The sequence below is a fragment of the Marinoscillum luteum genome, assembly GCF_044005705.1.
Classification (GTDB): Bacteria; Bacteroidota; Bacteroidia; order Cytophagales; family Cyclobacteriaceae; genus Marinoscillum; species Marinoscillum luteum.
Window position 1 is genome coordinate 360587 of sequence record NZ_JBIPKE010000019.1, and the last position, 17431, is coordinate 378017.

A 17431-nucleotide genomic window follows, 5' to 3' on the forward strand; every position below is an offset into this window, starting at 1 on the left:
TCACCTTCGGACATTGGCATCCAGGTTTTCATTGAGGTGTTTGATTTCGAAGCCTGCCATATCCAGGTTGCTGAGGAAAAAATATAGTCTACTCTCTTCAGAATCCTTGAGAGAATCTAAATCTGGACCAAACTCCTCAAAGTGTTCGTGAGGGAAACGTTTCCCTACCTCGTAATGGTCTTCCCAGAAAAGCGCCTCTTCTACATTGCCGTCAGGGCCATAGTAGTACTTATATTCATAGGCCATTTGCCCATCTTTTTCCACCACCAGATGTCCACTGAAAATGGGAGTATTGTTTTCAAAGTAAAAATAATCGTCCCTGTCTACATGAGAAGTATGAAGAATACCAACAAGTTTGAGCAAACTTTCATCCATAAAGTAACCCCGGATTTTGTAGATGGAGTCACCGGAGTGAAAATCATCTTCTATTATTCGCACTCTGTGATTAGCATCTATATCGCCTACCTTTTTGTTAACGGAGGCCACCAACGGCCTTTTCTCCTTGCTGATCGTATCACAGGCCACCAGCACGGAGGCTACTATGGTTAGGTAAATGAGCTTTTTCATACAGTTGATCATTTTTCTTACAATATAACTATTTCCTTTTTTTCATTGCAGTTTCCTCCATTTCAACATATTCAAAAGCCTCCACTACAAATGCTATGCTACCGACATTGTCCCGCAATACAAAGCTTTTTTGTGATCAACTGAAAACCATTGCCAGTTTTACACGTGTTTATCTAAAAAACAAACCCTTATGAAACAATTCAAAACCTTTTCAAACGTACTCCTGGCCATGGCCTTTATCTGGTTCACATCATCTGGCCTGATGGCTCAGGACAAAGACAAAAGCAAACGGCCTAGTCCTCCTGCTCAGGTGACCAACACCGTGAACGGAACTACGGTCACTATAGATTACAGCCAGCCTTCAGTCAAAGGGCGAACCATCTGGGGCGATTTGGTACCTTATGGCAAAGTATGGCGGACCGGTGCCAATGAAGCCACCTGGATTGAAGTCTCTGCTGATGTAAAAATTGGCGACAAGACTTTGCCAAAAGGAAAATATTCAATGTTTACCATCCCCGGAGAGGATGAATGGGTAGTGATTTTCAATAGTACCTGGGATCAGTGGGGACACTACAACTACGACAAAAGCAAGGATGTGCTTCGTGTGAAAGCAACCCCTCTGAAGTCTGCCAAATTCAGCGAGCAATTTATCATAGGCCTGTCAGAGGATGGCGTGGTGAATATGGACTGGGCCAACCTTTCCGCCCGATTTGATATCGATTAAATCAGATAACATTACAAAAAACAAGCGCGACAGGATCATATCCTGTCGCGCTTGTTTGTTTATGGTCAGGCCTGAACCCGATTAAATAATATTCATGCTTTGTTCCTTGATTTTCTCCAGCTCATCCTTCATCTGAACCACTGCGCGCTGGATCACCGCATCGTTGGCCTTAGCACCAATGGTATTAATCTCGCGTCCGATCTCCTGAGAAATAAATCCTAGTTTTTTACCCTGAGAATCCCCTGACTCCATCACTTCCCTGAAGTACTCCAGGTGACTGCCCAGACGCACCTTCTCTTCAGTGATGTCCAGTTTTTCAATATAATAGATGAGTTCCTGCTCAAATCGATTCTGATCTACCTGTGTTTTCTCTTTGATATCTTCGATGCTGGAGGTGATGCGCTCACGGATCTGGCTGATTCGCTGTGGGTCATGCTCGGTCACCTCTGCCAGGCCATTTGCTATACCATCCAAATAGCTGGATAGCTTCTCCTGAAGGCTTTTCCCCTCTGCTGCACGAAACTGATTGCATTTCTCCAGTGCTTCCATCAGCGCGCCCTGTACCATTTCCCAGTCCACTTCATTATTACCCCCATCCGGTACGATCACATCAGGAGAGTGCAGCGCCAGCCGAAACAAATCCTTGGGGTTGGCACCCACTTCCGCAGCCAGTTGCTCGTACTGACGGTAGTAACTTTTGAATAATTGTTGATTGATATGTACGGCAGGTTCTTCCAGATTCACCGGAATCAACTCTATCGTGAGATTTACCTTTCCACGCTTCAGGTGCTGAGTCATGAGGTTTTTAATCTCCAGTTCTTTGTCCGCAAGCTCCCTTGGAAGTTTCGGTGCCAGATCCAAAAACTTACTATTTAAGGTTTTGATCTCCACTTTTACACGGTACATTTTGGACTCTGCCTCGGCAGATCCAAAACCAGTCATTGAATAAAGCATGCGCTAATTTAGAAATCTAATCCGAGAGTAAGGTGAATTCTGGTATCTCCTATTGCAAAGTCCCGAATAGGATGGGCCACATCCACCTTCAAATAGTACCCCAGAAGCACCGTTCGCAAGCCAAAACCATAGCTGGCCAGCCATGGATTCTGAAAATTGGCCAGCTCCGCACTAAATGCTGACCCCTCTACGACATATTTCTTGGTGAAAGCACTCCCCTCCTGTGTAAAAGGTGGCTTGCCTGTCCAGGCCGTGCCAAGGTCATAAAATCCAATGAGCTGAAAATTCCTCAAAAAAGCTGATGAAATAGGGGCATTGGAAAAATAACGAAAGACTGGTAAGCGCAGCTCCGCATTGAAAACCAATGCGTTGGTTCCATAGAGCTCATTGTAATCAAACCCCCTGAGGTTAGTCACAAATTTTGAAAACAGGATATTGGAGTTATCCCTGGCATTGGACATGGCCAGCGGATCGTTTACACCCTGATCTTCGTAGCTATTGAACAACCAGTTTTGCATCCCTCCGATCAGGTAATTCTGCTGGTTGGCTCCCATAGACCGACCGTAGAACAGGCGACCCGCTAACGTAAATTCACGATGAATCTTCTGATAGTGTCGAAGGTCCACATTGAGTCGGCTAAAACTTTTGTCCATACCGTTCAATCCCAGGTAGTTTTCAAACTCAATCAACCCACGGGTACCCTGATAAATGTTAAACCCTTTCTCGATGGTATTATCTACGACCAGCGCTGCCCGAGCGCCTCCATAATGAACCATACTATTAGGTGCCAATACTGTTGCGGTATTATTCTGGATCACAGCTTCCCATTGAAGATTTGAAAAACGCGTATTGGCATAAAATGGGAATACCTCAAACCGAAAAGTGTTGGTGAGAGGTAGCGATGCGCCTACTTCCACCTGATTGAGGGTGTACTTCTGGATAAGGTCTCCTTCCTGAGTGCCCCGCAGAAAACTCACATTCGGATCGATGATATAAGTGTTCCTGTCAAATCGCACTTTAAAATCCATCCAGTATTTCAGGTACTGGTACTCCCCGTAGATATTGGCACTCCTCAGGTCGGTATTGGTCAGCACGCCCCCGTTGAGTCGGTGGTTTTCCAGAAGGTCATTGATTTCTGTCTCCAGCAGAATGCTAAACCCTCTTATCGGGTCTATGGCGAAGGAGGTAATCAGGTTGTTGAAACTAAACCTGGGATCATAAGGTTGGGGGCCTATCACTCTGGACTCCCGCTCCAGTTTTCTGTAGCTGGAAAAGAATGATTCTGGTCGGAATGCTGCCTTCACATCCTCCTCAAACACATAATTATCGGTATCAATCAGGCCATCATCCTTTGGTTTGTCCAACACCACCTCATCCTTCTCTGGCTCTTCCTCAAAAAAGAATGAATCCGGTAAGACCAATGAATCAATATCCGTCGGTTCGATTTCAGGTTCGGGAATGGGCTCGGGCTCTGGTTTCTTTCTTTGAGGTAACCGGGCAGCAATAAACCGTGCCTGCTGCAAACGTTGACGCCCTGTCTGTGGGGTGAAAATCCTTCTATTGAGGTCATAGGGAGACTCCACAAAGACCTTTGGTCTGCCCTCATCCAGCATCATGAAACTAAGCTTATCGGGATTATTGAAAGCCAAATCATAGTCGATGATGCTGTAGTGAAAGTCAGAAACCTGCACGAAAGTAGAATCCCTCAGACTGTATTTGTACAAATTAGTAATCCCCTTCTGATCACTGAGGTAAAAGATCTCATTCTGATTTTTGGCAATAGGTTTGCGATCCACACTATAGGTGTTAGTGAGGCGGACAAAACTGGTAGTGGTAGTATCCAGGTTGTAGACAAACAGGTTGTAATTATTGCCCACTGCCTCCAGTGTTGATTTTGCGCTGGAAACTTTTACAGAATCAGTCTCTCTGTTGGAGCTGAACACAATGGTGGAGGTACCTGGTATAAACACCGGATCAAGGTCATCATAAAGGTCTGTGGTAATGCGCTTGAGTGCGTTGCGCCGCATACTGATCAAAAACAGATCGTTCTGACCATCCACATCCCCACTGATAATGGCCAGCTTTCCATTGTCATTGAAAGAAAAACTCTCTACCTGCCTGAATCGATTGAGGGGCTTCTGAAATTTATCTCCATTGATGACATCATAGGTATTCAGGTACAAATATCCTCGCTTATAAAGAAGCACCCCCAATGTTTGATTGTCTTGCCAATCGATCAGCGGCAGGTGGTAATCAATATCCTGATCGTTGATCAGGTAGCCTCCTCTCACCACCGTGGATTCCCTTCCTGAAGTGAGGTTATACACATTCACTTCGTACCGACCATTCTTATGGTAAGCATAGGCCACCTTATCGCCATCGGCATTCATCTTCACATGCGAGAGGGTGATGTCTTTGTTCTTGAACCCGGCGATGATGTCTTCCTGCTTTGGCCCACGATAATTCTCTTCGATCTCCTCCCGCTGGAGCATGTAGTAGTTTTGCCAGTCACCCAGAAAATCCTTAAAAGAGATCCCCAGGGTACTGGAGATACTGTTTTCCTCGTTGCGGATGATACGGGTGAGGTTGAGAATATTGGAAATATTACTCTTCCCGTACTTGATGGCAATATAGTTCCAGATGGACTGACCGATGATTTCAGCTTCTTCGTTCTGTATTTTCACCAGTTTTTTGATCTTCTTCCGATCCAGATAATCTCTTACATAATCGTCCATCTCCTGAGACCATCCGTAGCTTAGGTAGCGGGCCGCACCACCAATGAACCACTCCGGGAGAGAAAGCAGGTAAGAGTTTTGAAAGATCTCCGCCAGACTACCCCCAAACATCATGTCATTGATCAGGATTTGGGAGAGTTTATGAATCATTTCATGCTTAAACTCATAGGCCTGACCCGGATAGGCCAGCTCCACCTGAAGTTTCACAAAATCGGTCTTACCCCCAATAGTAAAAACATCCCCACCTATGCCAATATTGCTCTGCTGAAGGTCCTGAATGGAATTGTAAATGAAGATTTTAGTCTTGGTATAAGGTGCATAGCCGAGAATATCTGTGAGCTCCACAAATTCCTTCTCCAGAAAACTCAGGGCTTCATTGGCATACTCCTGACCTCCGGGGTAGTAGTACACTTCAAAGTTATTGGTGGAGTAGTAGTACCAGTCGAATCGCTTGTACTGGATCCGGTTATGCCCGAATGGGGTATGATAGTATTGAGCCACAGCCGAAACCGTCGCTAACATCACCATCACAATTGTCAATAAGAACCCTTTCATTTAATCGCTCTGCTTACATTCACTTCCGGAATAATTACACCATCCCCGTTCAGGTAATTTACCAATTGACGGGCAAAATATGGAACTAATGAAACGCCTTTTGTTCCGAACCCATTAAATATGCCAATCCGGGGCAGGTCCTGATGAAAACCGATCAGCGGCCTTCGGTCAAATGTGGCGGGGCGAACTCCCGCCGATTCTGAAACAACCGCATATTCCCCCTGATACAATTTACCTAACCGATCTTTCAGGTTTTTGATTCCGCTTTCAGATGGTTCATAGTCCAGTTGAGCGTGATCGTAAGTAGACCCCACACTGAAGTGACCGTTTTTCGGAAGGACAAACACGCCTCTGTTCAGGATCAAATCTGTAGGCAGTGGGCTGTCTATTTCGAGAATCTCCCCTTTGACCAACTTAAATGGCAACCATCCCCAGTAAGGATTGTTTACTGCCATGGGCCCTTCACAAAAAATCACCTTCTCCGCCACGATATCTTTATACGTCACCTCCCGCTCGTTTATTGTCATCTGATCGTACTGAAACACTTCGGCACGGTAGGCTCCCTTATCCAGAAAATACTTTTTGAGGTGACGAAGCATGACCGGCAGATTGACATACCCACACAAAGCCAATACCAATCCTCCCACCGGATCGATCACACCCGGAAGCTGCATGGATTTTGCCCGCAATTCTTTTACAAAAGGAGCATACTCCGCCTCTGAAGCTTTCACTGACCAGTCGTTTTGCTCTTCAAAGTTGAAAAAAGGCCTGTAAATGGGCATGGGGTAAATAAAGTGTGCACCCAGTGTTTGCTCCAAGCCGAGATAGTATCCTTCCAGCCCCGGAAACAACTCATCGGCCAGCCATGTTTTCACCAACTTTCGGCCTGTGATAGGGTTATAAATCCCCGCAGCCTTGTTGGATGAGGTGTTATCCTTTTCTTCATTCAGCACAAGCACCCGCCGGCCCGCCTGCTCCAGCTCATAAGCAAGCAAACTCCCTGCTATCCCCTGCCCTACAATCAAATAATCGACTTTCTCCACGGCCTAAACTTATTTTTCACAAATTTGCATCATACTGAACCATTGAATCTGAATAAATGAAAATTAAATCATTTGTATTTAATCCGTTCTACGAAAACACCTACGTACTCTGGGATGATCGCATGGAGGGTGTGATCATAGATCCTGGCTGCTATGAGTCCCACGAAAAAGAAGAATTAACTGATTTCATAAAAAAAACGGGCATCCTGATCAAAGCCATCGTAAACACCCACTGCCATATCGATCATGTGTTGGGAAACTACGACATGAAACTGACATTTGGATGCCCCCTTTGGCTACCTGAGGGTGAATTGGAAATTTTCAGAGCGGTGAAAGCTTACGCTCCACAGTGGGGGATTCATCAGTACAGTGAATCGGAACCTGATCGGCTTCTGAAGGAAAAGGATCATATAGAGTTTGGAGAGACTACTCTGGAATGCATCTCCGTACCAGGACATTCGCCTGGGCATTTGGTGTTTTATCACTCCGGTGAGAAGAAATTGATAGGTGGTGATGTACTCTTTCGCGAAAGCATAGGCCGAACTGACCTCCCCGGAGGGAATCATGCGCAGCTCTTGGAAAACATTCAAACAAAGGTCTACACCCTTCCCGAGGAAACAGAGGTTTTCCCGGGGCATGGCCCTTCTACCACCGTGGGCTATGAAAAGGCAAACAATCCGTTCATCAAAGGCGCATGAAGAAGCACATTCCAAATTTTATCACCTGTCTTAACCTGGTCACAGGAGCGCTCGGATGTATCACCATCCTCCAGGGTGACTTTCATTTGGCCATCTACTTTGTCATTGTGTCCGGGCTTTTTGATTTCATGGATGGGTTTGCCGCACGGATTTTGGGTGTACAATCGGCCATAGGTAAGGAGTTGGATTCTCTGGCAGACATGATTTCGTTCGGATTGCTGCCAGCCCTGTACATGGTCATGCTCATCAGAGATCAGGAACCCACCAATGAGTACCTGGCTTTTTCGGGTCTTCTGATTGTTGTGTTTTCTGCCATTCGCCTGGCTCGTTTCAATATTGATGACCGACAAACCGATCACTTCATAGGGCTCCCGACTCCCGCCAATACCGTACTAATCACCTCGCTCACCTTCTTACCGGCCGCTTTTCAGCTATCTATCTTAGGGTTACTGATCTTCACCGTTGTTTCCAGTTTGTTGCTGGTGGCCAATTTGCCACTCATTGCACTTAAATTTAAAGGGGTGAGTTGGGCTGCCAACAAGTGGAAATACCTCCTGATGATGGTGGTCATAGGTCTGCTGGCCGCGCTGCAGGATGCTGCCCTTCCCCTGATCATCCCTGTGTACCTGATCATTTCTATTGTTGGGAATTTAAGCACCCGTTCAAGCGTTTAATCCCATGTCGAAATATAATTTTATCCATTTAATGCACGTTGGTAGATAGATGCGCCTGTTAATCACCTTCCTTACACTGAGTATCGCCACCTGTTCTATGGGCCAAAGTGTACTATCGAATGGCCAATGGTACAAAATGGGCCTGACCAAAGAAGGCATCTACAAACTCGACAAGAATTTCCTCATGAAGGAGGTGGGGATCAATGCCGGATTTGACCCCCGCACCTTAAAAATATATGGAACTCGGCATGGTGGAATGCTCCCTCAAGCCAATAGTGTGGAAAGGTTTTCAGACCCCCAGCAATTTGCCATTTGGGGAGTGGGCGATCAGGATGGCCGCCTGGACGATCAGGATTATTTTCTTTTTTACAGCGAAGGACCTGACAAGCTCATGCTGGATAGTACCGGCGCTCCTGTGTATGAAAACAACCTTTACAGCGATACACTTTATTACTTCATGACCACTGGGGGAGAGCCCGGCAAGCGCATCTCTACTGCAGAAATCCCTGCCCCCACCGGAAGCGTTACCACTTCCTATTACGATTATATCACTCATGAAATAGATATAGAGAACCAGCTTAGATCCGGACGCCAATGGCTGGGTGAAAAATTTAAGAAGAATCAGGATGCCCAGCAAAGTTTTGAATACACCCTGTCGGGATCAGCAGATTCTGTGGAAGTATGGGTAAGCGTGGCTGCCAACTCCGAAGGCCCCTGCTCCTTTGATGTCAGTGTGAATAACAATGTCTTAGGCAATATCCAGATAGAGGCCATTCAGAATGGTGTATACGGCGAAAAAATCAAATACAATGCTATTAATGCGAAGACACAGGTTTGGGGTAATAAAGTCACGCTGACGCTCACCTTTCAACCTGCCTCTGGAGTAGATACTTCTCTTGGCTTCCTGGACTTTTTTGTGATGGCCATCAAGCGAAAAATCAACCTTGGTGATGACAAGGAAATGATCATCAGACTGGCTCCGGGCAGTCTCCGTACTTTTGAAATCAGTCAGGCCACGAACCAATCACAGGTATGGGACATTACCGACCCTCTCAATGCGCGCCGCTTGAACAGTAGCATCGTCAACTCCAAAATTCAATTTTCCAACCAGTATGCCCAGCAAACCTTTGTCGCCTTTGATGGGAACGATTTTCCTTCGCCGACCTATTTCCATCCCATTGGCAACCAAAACATCAAAAGTCTGGCGGGCAATGAGGGGCTTATTGTCACCCATCCTGATTTTCTGGATGCGGCCAACAGACTAGCTGCTTTCCATCAGTCCTACAGTGGCCTCTCTGTGGGAGTAGTCACCACCAGTCAGGTGTACAATGAGTTTTCGGCTGGCCGACAGGACCTCACAGCCATCCGTGATTATGCGAGGTACTGCTACCTCAAAAGCGGGAAAATCAAGTACCTCCTTCTCTTTGGTGATGCATCCTATGACTACAAAGACCGGCTGAGCAATAACACCAATTTTGTACCGGTGTATGAGTCTCACGAATCGGCCCATAACATCCTGAGTCACTCTTCAGACGACTATTTTGGGTTCATGGAAGAAGATGAGGGCACCTGGTACGAAGGTGAGCGAAAAGAAAACTCTTCTACCACCTTCCTAGTCCCATATCAAGACCATACCATGGACATTGGCGTGGGCAGGTTACCGGTAAAAACCCCCGAAGAAGCCCATGATGTAGTCGACAAGATCATCAGGTACAAAACCGCCACTCAGGTATTTGGAAAATGGAGAGACCAGATTGCCTATTTCTCTGACGATGGTGATCGCAATGCACACATGATCCAGGCCGAGCAATTTTTTCAGATTGTAGACACCACCGCCATAGAATACACTGCCCGGAAGCTCTATCTGGATCTGTATGATCAAAGCAAAGACCTCAATCCTTCACCTGCTCAGGAGGCCTTTCAAAACACCATAAAAGACGGTGTGTTTATGCTCAATTACATGGGGCATGGCAATGAAAGCCAGCTCACTGAAGAGAACGTCATCACTCTTTCGGTCATTCGTAACCTAACCAACCGGCATAAACTTCCGCTGTTTATTACGGCCACTTGTCAGTTTGGGAAGTACGACAGCCCTATCCTTGTTTCGGGGGCTGAGCGGCTATTGCTCAATCCCAATGGTGGGGCCATTGCGCTGCTCACCACCACCAGGCCTGTATATGCGCACACCAATTTTCCTGTCAATCAGGCCTTGCACGAAAACCTGTTTAAGAAAATAGACGGCAGGCATCCGCGACTTGGCGACATCATTCGCCTAACCAAAAACGCCAGCCTAAGCGGGCCCATCAATAGAAATTTTTCCCTCCTCGGAGACCCCATGCTCACCCTCAACTACCCAGAGCACAACATCAGCTTTGACCAGATGGAAGCGGAGCAGGATACCCTGAGTGCATTGGAAGTCTATCGCCTCTCCGGGAAAATTACCTCGCAAGGCGCTCTGGTACCTGGCTTTTCAGGTAAGGCCATTGTCACACTCTGGGACATCCCACAGGAAAAAGTCACGAAAGGACAAGAAAGTGATCCCTTTACCTATTCGGACCAAACGAACTCACTATTCAGAGGGGAGATCACTGTGACAGATGGGCGCTTTGATACGGAGTTTATCCTCCCCAAAAACATCTCACACAAATTTCAGCCTGGCAAACTCACCATGTATGCCTGGAACGAAAACGAACGGACGGATGCCTCAGGAGCGTCCAGAAATTTTGTGCTGGGTGGCATTGCCGATCAGGTGTCAGAAGACAACACCCCACCCAGAATAAAGGTCTTCATTAATGACTCTACCTTTTCACCCGGAGGCACTGTGGGCACCAACAGTCTCCTGATCGCCAACCTGTCAGACGAAACAGGGATTAACATTTCCGACAATGGCTTCAATCAGGGAATTACCCTTCGGATCAACAGTGGTGATGAAATCGTGCTCAATGAGTTTTACACCGCGCACACTGACACCTACAAAAGTGGCACTGTCCTTTTTCCGCTTCAAAACCTGGAAGCCGGCAAGTATACAGCCACCCTAAAAGTTTTTGACGCGCACAATAATGCAGCCGAAACCACAGTTGAGTTTAAGGTATCCGAAAAACCAATCATAAGACTGTATAATGCTATTAATTACCCCAATCCAGTGTCTCAAGCTGGGGAGACTACTTTCAGATTTGAGCATGATCGGGAAGACGAAGAATTGGAAGTGAAAATATCATTGTATAATATGCGGGGTGAATTGGTACAGGAAAGTAACTTTCAAGTGGATAGCAGCCCCAGAGCAGTGGATCATCTGACCATCAGAGCTTCCAACTATCAGGGTGCTCCATTGGACAAAGGCGTTTACCTGTATCGACTAAAAGTGACCAGTACGCTGGATGATGCTACCAATGAAGTTATCAAACGCCTAATAATCATTAATTAATTATCTTTGCCAACCTTAAAAAATCATTGAATGAGTTTACGTATTAAACAGGCCATTTGGACATTCGTCGGGCTACTTCCGATCGGGGTAATGGCTCAAAATAACTCCGCTTACATCTCGGGACAAGACAGCTCCCGAAACCCTATTACCGTAGCAGTACCATTCGTGAGTTTTGCTCCGGACAGCCGTGCTTCAGCCATGGGAGATGCCGGCGTGGCTTCCTCACCAGATGAATACAGTGTACAGTGGAACAATGGCAAACTCGCTTTCATAGAAGACGACCTTGGATTTTCGTTTTCCTACTCTCCCTGGTTGGGAAACATTGTGGACGACATGTCCCTCAATTACCTGACCTTTCACACGAAGATTGACAGAATTCAGACCATCGGCGTTTCTCTGAGATATTTCGATTTGGGTGAAATCCAATTGACAGACTCTAACGGCGAACCCCTTGGATTGGAAAACCCAAGAGAAGCTGCCTTTGATGGTACCTACAGCCGAAAGCTCTCTGAAAACATCGGTGTGGGGGTAACTGCCCGATACATCTGGTCAAACCTGTCTGGAAACATCACTGGCGCCCCTGACGCCAAAGCTGGTACCAGTGTGGCAATCGACCTGGGTTTTTACTACACCAAAGAACTCATCTTCAACGGCATGAATTCGGAGTTGTCCTTCGGTGCGCATCTGTCTAATTTCGGCAGAAAAATCACCTACAGCAATGACTCTAATGAAGACTTTATCCCTACCAACCTACGTCTGGGAACAGCCTTCAAAATTGATATGGATCCCTACAACAGTGTGGCGTTCCTTTTGGATTTTAATAAACTTCTGGTTCCCACTCCACCCATCTACGAAGTTGATTCGGATGGTAATCTGGTGACAGATAATAATGGTGACCCGGTAATCGCTAAAGGAGAAGACCCTAACCGACCACTGCTGAGCGGTGCTTTCGGCTCGTTTACAGATGCCCCTAATGGATTCAGTGAAGAAATGCAGGAGATCATGATCTCTACCGGACTGGAGTATCGCTATCGCGAGGTTTTTGCGATCCGCACCGGTTATTTCTATGAGCATCAGAACAAAGGAAATCGAAAATACTTTACCGCCGGTATTGGCTTTAAATACCAGGTTTTCGGAATCGATTTTTCATACCTGGTGCCTCAGGAAAACAATCACCCACTGGGAAACACACTCAGACTTTCGTTTGTCTTTAGTTTCGATACCAAAGACGAAGAGCCAACGGTGAATTAATGCCAAACAGATCAGTAGCCCCTGAAGCAACGGCTGTAGCCAGACCCAACCTGCCGCAGCCTAAAGAAATCATGCTGGGTAATATCCCGCTGACGGTTGTCAATCAGGGATTGCAGCCTTTGGTGCTGTTTGAAATAGCTGTGCCAGTAGGCCGATGGGAAGAACCTTCACCTGGCCTGGCATTTTACCTTTTCAAAATGCTCACTGAGGGCACCAAAAGCAAGTCATCCGAACAAATCGCTGAAGCCTTTGACTTCTTTGGGAGTCACCTGGAAGTTACCCCCACCCTGGATGGGGTCTCAATCAAACTTTACACACTCAATAAGTTCTTTCCTGCACTATTGGAATTACTGGTGGAGATGCTCACTGAGTCGGTATTCCCGGAGGGCGAATTCAATACCCTCAAGCAAATAAGGATAGAGCAAGTGCGTCAGCAGCACGCCAAAAACAATGCTTTCGCGAACCTGAAGTTTAGGGAAATGCTTTTTGGAAAAGAGCATCCTTACGGACTATTGATGGACGTGGAGATGGTGGAAAAGGTCACTTATCAGGATTTGCTCCATTTCAAAAATGCACTCCTCACGGCTCCACGGCTTTTCATTTCCGGTCTGGTTACCGACGAGGAGATTGGAGCCATTGAGCGCTTCTTTGGCAACGTGGGTTTTCATGCCTCTCAGCCAGTGAATAACCATCCCCTGGAAACTACCAGTTATTTGGAAGTGACCCGTGAGGACAGTACACAGGCCAGTATCCGCCTGGGCAAGGTCATGATTGACCGGACTCACCCCGACATTCACTTGCTAAAGATCACCAATGAGCTGCTTGGAGGTTTTTTTGGCTCACGCCTGATGAAAAATATTCGGGAGAAAAAAGGACTGACTTACGGTATTCACTCCAGTCTGGTTCATTTACAAAATGCATCCTACTGGACCATCAGCTCGGAGATTCTCCGTGAGAAAACGGAGTTGGCTCATCAGGAGATCCTCAAAGAAATCAGCCGACTGAAAAGTGAGACACCCACCGCAGAGGAATTCAAAATGGTGGTCAATTACATGAAAGGTAAGTTTCTTAATTCGTTCGATTCCCCTTTTAGCTCACATGAAATGATCAAAGGCCTGAAACAGGCCGGGCTTACCGAACAATATTTTTACAATTTCCTGGATACACTGGACACTGTACAACCTGAAAATCTTTGCGAAATGGCCACCCAATATTTTGGTGAGGATGATCTGATTTTTTTGAAAGTGGTCTAAATCACCGTTATTTCCTCAATAACAAGTAATCTCCAACAATCTGTATTTGTTGATAGTCGAACGGTACTTTGGTAAACCCTGAGTAGTCTAGGACTCCTTTTTTGCCAGATCGGCCAGCGATAATGAGTGCCTGATCGGTATCTTCTATGGACCCGTAGTTGGGACGTACAATAAATTTACCATTGGCATCAACCAGACCCATTTTCATATCCCAGTCTGTAATCCTGTAATTGCCAGTAGCAAGGCGCTCAATGTACTTCCATGCAGGCGCTATCACTTCTTCCCCTTCCTGATTGATGATTCCGAAATGCTCACCCGACTGAATCACGGCCAGACCATGATCAAACACGCTGGAGTATCTGTAAAACGGCTGAATGACCAAGTTCTCTGCCGGATCTACAAAACCCCATTTCCCCAGCAATTTTATCGGGGCCAGCCCTTCATGATAATATTGCGCCGAGTCATACCGGTTAGCAATCCTGAGTTTGCCATTTTCGTCCACAAAACCGTGCTTCCCATCCTTGATGATATGGAAGTACCCTTCTGAATAGGAAAGCACATCCTCCACCTTATCTTTTGGGCCTAAAAGCACCCGCCCCGTCCCGGAAATGAGCCCCGTGATGGTACCTTTTCTCAATTCAAAAAACTCACCATGCCGACTCACCTCATCGTACTCGGGATAAATATAGTACCCCTGATCAGTCACAGCTCCCACACTGGCAGAGTCCTGCACAGCCAGAAAATCTCCCGGCATCAGTGTATATGGCAACTCATACAACAACTTCCCACCCAGGCTATACACATGAGTGGCAAAGCCTCTTTCGGCCAAATAGAACGATTGATAGGCATAGACACTATCATACTGAGGCATGATCAACCACTCATCTTCAAAGCCACTCACGCCCCACCTGCCATAGTTTTTAGCCATAAAATGGCCCGGATTAGTCGTGGGTATAACATCCTCAAAGTGATAATTAATCAGCTGCTCACCCTGAAAATCTACCCAGCCCCAATAATCATTTTTCCTAACCGGCACATGGCGCTCCTGAGAGCTCCTCACCTGCTGAAAAGGTCGGTCATTGATCTTCCTGCCAAAAAGATTGTACACATCCCAGCTAGCCCCTGATTTTGCATAAAAATAATCAGCATCCACAGCGACTGAATCAAACCCTATGGCCACTTCGCGACCATCTGTCTTGTAAATCCCCCAGGTCTGGAGATACTTATTGCGTGTCACCAAAAAACCGTTGCTGATGTACTTTAGGCCGTGTTGCTGATCCTGAAAGAGTGTCTCGCTCGCACCCAGCATGTGTTCGGCATTGTTCACATGGGCGATAAGTAAGTCCGTTTCATAATCGTAACTCAAAGAATCACAGAGAAAAAATCGCTGCTCAGCGCCATTCAGCTTTTTCACTTCCCAGCGGGGAAACTTCACCAAATCCTCAACCGACTTGTAAGTAAGCTCATGGATCAACTTGCCGTGATGATCAAGAAAACCCTGATACCCCTCGTTGATAACCACCAGACCCTCGGAGGTGGGCTTTACCTCATCCACCCATACGGGCAGTACCACCTGACCGTTCAGGTTATAGATTCTTGTTTTACGGGCCTTGTTTCTCGCCAAAATGTAATTTCCTTCCCGGTCTATGGAAGCATACTCCGGGGCAATCAATCTTTCATTTTGATCTGTATACACGCCAAAGCGCAACTCACCTCCTGTGACGTACTCTGACACGAGCAGCCGGTGATCTCCCAAATCATCAATGGTATAGTACTTGAAATCGAGATGCACTTGCGACTTGCTGTCAATCAACCCACGGAAAATAATATTGGTGAATTTTCCGGCCACCCCTGCTTCGAAAAGCACATTATTAAAAGGCTCCAGCGTGGTGTACCTGGCATTGGTGAGCTTGGTGGTCTTAATATTGATGAGTCCCCACTTCCCATTTTCAAAATATCCGATAGACTCGCTGGTGATATCACTTTGCCCATTGGACCAGCCCAGCTTCTCATAGATTGCCGGCACTACCACCTGGCCCTGATCATTGGCTACACCCTGCAAACCACCAGATGTGATGATGCGCAACTCGCCCGCAAAACCAGCCAAGCCAGAAAAAAACATAGCCAAAAAAACGTAGGATTTACGCATGCTCAAATATAGAGAAGGTAAAGCTAGATGACTACTCGGAATCTTTGGTTTCTTCCTTTTCGAGATTGAAAAGGTGATTGAGGAGCCCCACCATAGAATCAGCTTCACCCCGCTTACAAGCCGCTTTTAGTTGTAGGACAGGAAGCTTGATCACTTTCTGGATCATGTTCTTGGTGGCTTTATCGAGAAGCTTGGCCTGTGCCTCATCTACCTTGTCCGTATATCTGGCCAGCTCTTGCTTTCTGATGTCCTCCAGAGCCTGCTTGAATTTCTTGATGGTAGGAGATACTTCCATCTCCTGTGACCAGTTATCAAACTCAGCGATACTCTCAGTGACAATGGCGCTCACCAGAGCTACTGCAGATTTTCGCTTCTCAAGAGCTTCTGAGGCTCGCTCCTGAAGCTGATCCACGTTGTAAAGCAGTACACCCGATACGGTTTCCACATCCTCGGAAATACTTCTGGGTACCGAAAGATCTATCAGCAATTTGGGGTGAGAGTTTTCTGAGAGGTGCGCTGCATGGATAATTGGACTGGGAGCCTGCACCGCACTGATGATCACGTGCGCGTCTTTTAACACCTCGTCCAACTCTTCAAACGGCCTGGCCAGATAATCCAGCTCAGCAGCCTTAGCCTCTGCTGTAGAGAAAGTCCGGTTCAGGAGCGTGATCTCCGCATTCACCCCTTTGAGGTTTTCAGCCACATTCTGACCGATTTCTCCCATTCCCACAATGGCCACTTTGGGAGCGGTATAATTGACCATAAACTTCTCAGCCACGCTGGCGGCAGCAGAAGCCACAGAAGCTGTTCCGTCGTGAAAGGCAGTTTCCTGAACTACCCGCTTATTCGTATAAAATATGGTATGAAGGAGGCGATGTAAAAATGGACCAGCCATGTTTTCATCAGCCGCCCACTGATAAGCTTTCTTTACCTGATTGGTGATCTGGATATCCCCCAGTACCATTGACTGAAGGCCCAGCGCCACCTCGAACAAATGCCGAACCGCTTCCCTATGAGTGAACGGTTTAAAATATCCAGCAGATGGTGCGGTAGTAGAAATACCATGAAACACATCCACCAACCCGCTGATCTCTTTGTTTAGATTCTCGGAAGCAAAATAGTAGATCTCTGTTCGATTGCAGGTGGAAAGCACCAACGCCTCATCCACACCCAACATCTCCTTGAGCTGAAGCAGAAAACGCCTTGTCTGCGGCTCATCAAAAGCCACGGACTCTCTCACCTCCAACGGAGTGTTTTTATAAGATATCCCTACTGCCTTAAAATGTCTCTGCATCTATCCTTTACGCTACTTTACTTTTTCGTGAAAATTTCAAGTGTTTGCAAAAATAAGGCACGATGCGTTATTAACCACATGACATTTATCATAAAAATCTATTATTCTTG

12 protein-coding genes are annotated in these 17431 nt (G+C 46.5%); 6 read left to right on the forward strand and 6 right to left on the reverse strand.

Annotation, left to right across the window (positions count from 1 at the left end; all coding sequences use genetic code 11):
• Positions 1-567: a hypothetical protein gene (locus tag ACHKAR_RS16600; protein WP_395418531.1), complete on the reverse strand. Its 567-nt coding sequence runs from the start codon at positions 565-567 to the stop codon at positions 1-3.
• A 190-nt stretch (positions 568-757) separates the two neighbouring features.
• Here ACHKAR_RS16600 and ACHKAR_RS16605 point away from each other — a divergent pair, with 190 nt between their 5' ends.
• Positions 758-1291 carry a DUF2911 domain-containing protein gene (locus tag ACHKAR_RS16605; protein ID WP_395418532.1) on the forward strand — a complete coding sequence of 178 codons (534 nt, stop codon included), beginning with the start codon at positions 758-760 and terminating at the stop codon, positions 1289-1291.
• 81 nt (positions 1292-1372) lie between these two features.
• Here ACHKAR_RS16605 and ACHKAR_RS16610 read toward each other — a convergent pair whose 3' ends face one another.
• Genes ACHKAR_RS16610 through ACHKAR_RS16620 form a run of 3 tightly spaced genes read right to left on the reverse strand, consistent with a single transcriptional unit; the run spans position 1373 to position 6578 of the window.
• Complete coding sequence (locus ACHKAR_RS16610) at positions 1373-2245, reverse strand: YicC/YloC family endoribonuclease (protein WP_395418533.1); 873 nt, start codon at positions 2243-2245, stop codon at positions 1373-1375.
• An 8-nt stretch (positions 2246-2253) separates the two neighbouring features.
• Positions 2254-5535: a translocation protein TolB gene (locus ACHKAR_RS16615; RefSeq protein WP_395418535.1), complete on the reverse strand. Its 3282-nt coding sequence runs from the start codon at positions 5533-5535 to the stop codon at positions 2254-2256.
• Positions 5532-6578 (reverse strand): NAD(P)/FAD-dependent oxidoreductase, encoded by a 1047-nt coding sequence (locus tag ACHKAR_RS16620; RefSeq protein WP_395418537.1) that lies wholly within the window; start codon positions 6576-6578, stop codon positions 5532-5534. Before ACHKAR_RS16620 ends, ACHKAR_RS16615 begins: the two co-directional genes overlap by 4 nt.
• Before the next feature lie 56 nt (positions 6579-6634).
• Here ACHKAR_RS16620 and ACHKAR_RS16625 point away from each other — a divergent pair, with 56 nt between their 5' ends.
• The 5 genes from ACHKAR_RS16625 to ACHKAR_RS16645 are packed head-to-tail and all read left to right on the forward strand — an operon-like array spanning position 6635 to position 13878.
• Positions 6635-7276 carry an MBL fold metallo-hydrolase gene (locus ACHKAR_RS16625; protein WP_395418539.1) on the forward strand — a complete coding sequence of 214 codons (642 nt, stop codon included), beginning with the start codon at positions 6635-6637 and terminating at the stop codon, positions 7274-7276.
• Positions 7273-7950, forward strand: a complete 678-nt coding sequence (gene pssA, locus ACHKAR_RS16630; RefSeq protein ID WP_395418541.1) for a CDP-diacylglycerol--serine O-phosphatidyltransferase — start codon at positions 7273-7275, stop codon at positions 7948-7950. The genes ACHKAR_RS16625 and pssA overlap by 4 nt, the downstream gene beginning before the upstream one ends.
• 49 nt (positions 7951-7999) lie before the next feature.
• On the forward strand, positions 8000-11374 hold the full coding sequence (gene porU, locus ACHKAR_RS16635) for a type IX secretion system sortase PorU (protein WP_395418542.1): 3375 nt from the start codon (positions 8000-8002) through the stop codon (positions 11372-11374).
• Between the two features lie 30 nt (positions 11375-11404).
• Positions 11405-12625, forward strand: a complete 1221-nt coding sequence (porV, locus tag ACHKAR_RS16640; RefSeq protein ID WP_159582937.1) for a type IX secretion system outer membrane channel protein PorV — start codon at positions 11405-11407, stop codon at positions 12623-12625.
• On the forward strand, positions 12625-13878 hold the full coding sequence (locus tag ACHKAR_RS16645; RefSeq protein ID WP_395418544.1) for a M16 family metallopeptidase: 1254 nt from the start codon (positions 12625-12627) through the stop codon (positions 13876-13878). The genes porV and ACHKAR_RS16645 overlap by 1 nt, the downstream gene beginning before the upstream one ends.
• Positions 13879-13885: 7 nt before the next feature.
• Here the strand turns inward: ACHKAR_RS16645 and ACHKAR_RS16650 are convergent, their stop codons facing one another.
• The gene (locus tag ACHKAR_RS16650; RefSeq protein WP_395418546.1) at positions 13886-16027 is read right to left on the reverse strand and encodes a WG repeat-containing protein; all 2142 of its coding nucleotides are present in this window, start codon (positions 16025-16027) and stop codon (positions 13886-13888) included.
• 31 nt (positions 16028-16058) lie between these two features.
• A complete protein-coding gene (hemA, locus tag ACHKAR_RS16655) occupies positions 16059-17321 on the reverse strand; it encodes a glutamyl-tRNA reductase (RefSeq protein ID WP_395418547.1) in 1263 nt (420 codons plus the stop codon).
• Between the last annotated feature and the right edge of the window lie 110 nt (positions 17322-17431).